We start from the raw sequence: 2,238 nt of genomic DNA on the forward strand, positions 1-2,238 counted from the left end.
GTCTCAGCGGCCGGCCACCCCCGGGTCTTCCGCAACCCCGGCCGCTGAGACCGGCACCCGACGGCCCGCCCGGACACCCCGGGCGGGCCGTTCGCACAGCTTGAAAACCGGATGCACGAGCGGACGGGACCTGCATAGACTCCGTGCGTCACGCCGCCCGCGGTCCGCACCGGGGGCGTACGCGTACCGCGTCGCTGAACGACGGCGGTGCGAGATGCCCGTGCGAGACGTCGGTGAGAGACAGAGACAGGAGGTGAGCCCCATGACCGTCTTCCCGGTCACGGCTGCCCCGCGCAGCCCCCAGTGCTCGTACCTCCCCCCGGTCGCCGGCTGAGGCGTTCCACGCCACCCGGCCGGGGTCCACTCTCCCCGAAGGGCCTTCTGCGTTGAACGACGCGACCCCTGCACCACACCCTCTGGCCGGACACGGCTGGACCCCCGGACTCGACGAACTCTTCACCCCCCACCGCGCCGCCGGGCTGGTCCCCGGCCGCATCGCCCGTGTCGACCGCGGCCGCTGCGACGTGATCATCGCCGACCCCCTCACCGGCGCCCCGCACACCGTGCGCGCCGACCCCCCGGCCGTGGCCGACCCCGATCCGGCGCAGCGCCCCTGCACCGGTGACTGGGCGGCGGTGGACACCACCGGGCCGCTGCCCGCGCTGCGGGCCCTGCTGCCCCGCCGCACGGCCGTCGTCCGCACCACTGCCGGCAAGCGGTCCGAGGGGCAGGTGCTGGCCGCCAACGTGGACACCGTCCTGATCGCCGTCTCCCTCACCTCCGAACCCGACCTGGGCCGGGTCGAACGGTTCCTCGCGCTGGCGTGGGAGAGCGGGGCCCGGCCCCTGGTGGTGCTCACCAAGGCCGACCTGGCCGGCGACGCGGAGCACATCCGCGAGGACGTCGAGGCGGCCGCCCCCGGCGTCACCGTCGTCGTGGTCTCAGCCGCCACCGGCGAGAACATCGCCGTGCTGGCGGCCTGTCTGGGCACCACCACGGCCCTCATCGGACAGTCCGGCGCGGGGAAGTCCACCCTCACCAACGCCCTGGCCGGGGCCGAGGTGATGGCCGTGCAGCACGTCCGCGACAGCGACGGCAAGGGCCGGCACACCACCACCACCCGGGAGCTGATCCCGCTGCCGGGCGGCGGAGTGCTGATCGACACCCCGGGCCTGCGCGGCGTCGGCCTCCCCGGCGGCGGCGAGGGACTGGCCGGCGCCTTCTCCGACATCGAGGAGCTGGCCGCCCGCTGCCGGTTCGACGACTGCGCCCACCGCACCGAGCCCGGGTGCGCGGTCAACAGGGCCCTCGAGGACGGGACGCTGCCGCACCGCCGGATGGACAGCTACCTCAAGCTGCAGCGGGAGAACGCCTGGATGGAGGCGCGCAGCGACGCCCGGGTCGCCGCCGAGCGCGGCCGGCGGTGGAAGGCGGTCCAGAAGTCCGTGCGGGACGCCGGGGTGATCCGCCGCCGCTGAGCCGGCAGGCGCACACCGCCGTACGGCCTCCCCGGGGGTCAGGTGCCGGGGAGGCCGTACGGCGGTGCACGAGTGGGGCCGTTGCCCTCCTAGGGGCGCCGGCGCAGCCGGGCCGGGAGCTTCTCGCCCTCGTTCCAGAGGGTGAAGACGACACTCGCGAGACCCAGGGCCACGATGACGATGCCCAGGATGACGACGCCGATCATGGCGCGACCTCCGGTCGACGGTTGGACGGTCCGACCGCAGGGCGGCCTTCGTGCATATCTCGGATGTGCCCCCGCGTCCCGTCCTTCACACTCTCCACGGTCATCCTTCACCCTCGCTGATCGGCTCTCAGTTGCACACGGCGGCACCGGACACGGCCCGGCGGTGCGTCAGACGGGGACCGCGGTGAGCGCCCGGGCGAGCTCGCGGAGCTGCCGGCCGTCCCCGTCGTCCAGCGGCAGATGGAAGAGCATCCGGGCGAGACCGGACCGCGCGTACTCCTCCAGCAGCCCCGGCAGCCGGCGCGCCCCGACCTGGAGCAGCGTCAGCCGGCCGTACGGGGTGCAGGACGGCTCCAGCTCCGCGTCAGCGGTGGAGACCGCCAGGGTGAGCTGCATGGTGCACGGCAGGACGCCCGCCTCCGGGCAGAGGCCGGGCAGCGCGCCGGCGACACCCTCGGGCGGCAGATGGTTGGTCATCCAGCCGTCGGCCAGCGGTGCCAGCTCCCGCAGCGCATGGGGGTCGCCGCTGGCCGACGGCTGGATGACCAACCATC

Annotated in this window: 2 protein-coding genes; one reads left to right on the top strand and one right to left on the bottom strand. The window is 74.6% G+C overall.

Translation table 11 applies throughout. From position 1 onward, the window contains the following. Positions 1-386: 386 nt before the first annotated feature. On the top strand, positions 387-1,478 hold the full coding sequence (gene rsgA, locus AOK09_RS36045; protein WP_055591390.1) for a ribosome small subunit-dependent GTPase A: 1,092 nt from the start codon (positions 387-389) through the stop codon (positions 1,476-1,478). A 374-nt stretch (positions 1,479-1,852) separates the two neighbouring features. Here rsgA and AOK09_RS36050 read toward each other — a convergent pair. Then, on the bottom strand, positions 1,853-2,238 hold a 386-nt coding region (locus tag AOK09_RS36050), incomplete at its 5' end, for a hypothetical protein (RefSeq protein ID WP_157876187.1).

Source organism: Peterkaempfera griseoplana (genome assembly GCF_001418575.1).
Taxonomy (GTDB): Bacteria; Actinomycetota; Actinomycetes; order Streptomycetales; family Streptomycetaceae; genus Peterkaempfera; species Peterkaempfera griseoplana.